Source organism: Pseudoxanthomonas sp. 134C1 (genome assembly GCF_057773065.1).
Genome location: NZ_JBYMTH010000001.1, coordinates 1 through 2500, shown reverse-complemented (window position 1 = coordinate 2500; position 2500 = coordinate 1). Strand labels below are relative to the sequence as shown.

2 rRNA genes (1 of these 2 cut by a window edge) are annotated in these 2500 nt (G+C 54.9%); both read left to right on the top strand.

What is annotated here, in order from left to right:
* Positions 1–2223, top strand: a 23S ribosomal RNA gene (locus AC3DEZ_RS00010) (it extends 656 nt beyond the left edge of the window).
* A 122-nt stretch (positions 2224–2345) separates the two neighbouring features.
* Positions 2346–2460 (top strand): 5S ribosomal RNA (gene rrf / locus AC3DEZ_RS00005).
* Positions 2461–2500 lie beyond the last annotated feature (40 nt).

Below are 2500 nucleotides of genomic sequence, written 5' to 3'. Positions count from 1 at the left end.
AAACCGGGTGATCTAGTCATGCCCAGGGTGAAGGTGCCGTAACAGGTACTGGAGGCCCGAACCCACTCCCGTTGCAAAGGTAGGGGATGAGGTGTGATTAGGAGTGAAAAGCTAATCGAACCCGGAGATAGCTGGTTCTCCTCGAAAGCTATTTAGGTAGCGCCTCATATGTATCCTCTTGGGGGTAGAGCACTGTTATGGCTAGCGGGACATCGCGTCTTAGCAAACCATGGCAAACTCCGAATACCAAGACGGACTGTATGGGAGACACACGGCGGGTGCTAACGTCCGTCGTGAAAAGGGAAACAACCCAGACCCACAGCTAAGGTCCCAAATTTAGTGCTAAGTGGAAAACGATGTGGAAAGGCACAGACAGCCAGGAGGTTGGCTTAGAAGCAGCCACCCTTTAAAGAAAGCGTAATAGCTCACTGGTCGAGTCGGTCTGCGCGGAAGATTTAACGGGGCTAAGCACTAAACCGAAGCTTGGGGTGCACACTTATGTGTGCGCGGTAGAGGAGCGTTCCGTAAGCCTGCGAAGGTGGCTTGAGAAGGCTGCTGGAGGTATCGGAAGTGCGAATGCTGACATGAGTAACGATAATGCGGGTGAAAAGCCCGCACGCCGAAAGCCCAAGGTTTCCTTGCGCAACGTTAATCGACGCAGGGTTAGTCGGTCCCTAAGGCGAGGGCGAAAGCCGTAGTCGATGGGAAGCAGGTTAATATTCCTGCACCTCGCGTGAGTGCGATGGAGGGACGGAGAAGGTTAGGTGTACCGGGCGTTGGTTGTCCCGGGGAAAGGCGGTAGGTGTGGAACTTTGGCAAATCCGGGTTCCTTTAACACCGAGCACCGAGACGAGCTCATTAGAGCGAAGTCACTGATACCACGCTTCCAGGAAAAGCTCCTAAGCTTCAGCTCACGAAGACCGTACCGTAAACCGACACAGGTGGGTAGGATGAGAATTCTCAGGCGCTTGAGAGAACTCGGGTGAAGGAACTAGGCAACATGGCACCGTAACTTCGGGAGAAGGTGCGCCCTTTTTGGTGGCTGCATGCGCAGCTGAGCTGAAGAGGGCCTCAGAAACCAGGCCGCTGCGACTGTTTATCAAAAACACAGCACTCTGCAAACACGAAAGTGGACGTATAGGGTGTGACGCCTGCCCGGTGCTGGAAGGTTAATTGATGGGGTCAGCCGCAAGGCGAAGCTCTTGATCGAAGCCCCAGTAAACGGCGGCCGTAACTATAACGGTCCTAAGGTAGCGAAATTCCTTGTCGGGTAAGTTCCGACCTGCACGAATGGCGTAACGACAGCGGCGCTGTCTCCACCCGAGACTCAGTGAAATTGAAATCGCTGTGAAGATGCAGCGTTCCCGTGGCAAGACGGAAAGACCCCGTGAACCTTTACTATAGCTTTACATTGAACGTTGAGTTCGTCTGTGTAGGATAGGTGGGAGGCTATGAAACCATGGCGCTAGCTGTGGTGGAGCCAACCTTGAAATACCACCCTGATGTGCTTGACGTTCTAACCTAGGCCCGTAATCCGGGTCGGGGACCATGTATGGTGGGTAGTTTGACTGGGGCGGTCTCCTCCCAAAGAGTAACGGAGGAGCTCGAAGGTACGCTCAGCGCGGTCGGACATCGCGCACTGTGTGCAAAGGCATAAGCGTGCTTGACTGCAAGAGCGACGGCTCAAGCAGGTACGAAAGTAGGACTTAGTGATCCGGTGGTTCTGTATGGAAGGGCCATCGCTCAACGGATAAAAGGTACTCCGGGGATAACAGGCTGATACCGCCCAAGAGTTCATATCGACGGCGGTGTTTGGCACCTCGATGTCGGCTCATCACATCCTGGGGCTGTAGTCGGTCCCAAGGGTATGGCTGTTCGCCATTTAAAGTGGTACGCGAGCTGGGTTCAGAACGTCGTGAGACAGTTCGGTCCCTATCTGCCATGGGCGTTGGAAGTTTGAGAGGGGCTGCTCCTAGTACGAGAGGACCGGAGTGGACGAACCTCTGGTGTTCCGGTTGTCACGCCAGTGGCATTGCCGGGTAGCTATGTTCGGAAGCGATAACCGCTGAAAGCATCTAAGCGGGAAGCGCGCCTCAAGATGAGACTTCCCGGGGCACAAGCCCCCTGAAGGAACCATGTAGACTACGTGGTTGATAGGTCAGGTGTGTAAGCGCTGCAAGGCGTTGAGCTAACTGATACTAATGATCCGTGCGGCTTGACCATATAACCTCAAGTGGCCTTGGACTCGACGGCAACGTCGATGAGAATCCAATGCCCGCTACGTCACAAGACCCTATGTGAGACAGGCGCCTCATCCCTTCGGATGGCGACGCTCCAACCGTCTCCCTGGTGAAATTAGCGCTGTGGTCCCACCCGTTCCCATCCCGAACACGGAAGTGAAACGCAGCTGCGCCGATGGTAGTGTGGCCTAAGCCATGCAAGAGTAGGTCATCGCCAGGGGCTTTACCCCTAAACCCCCAGCCAACTGGCTGGGGGTTTT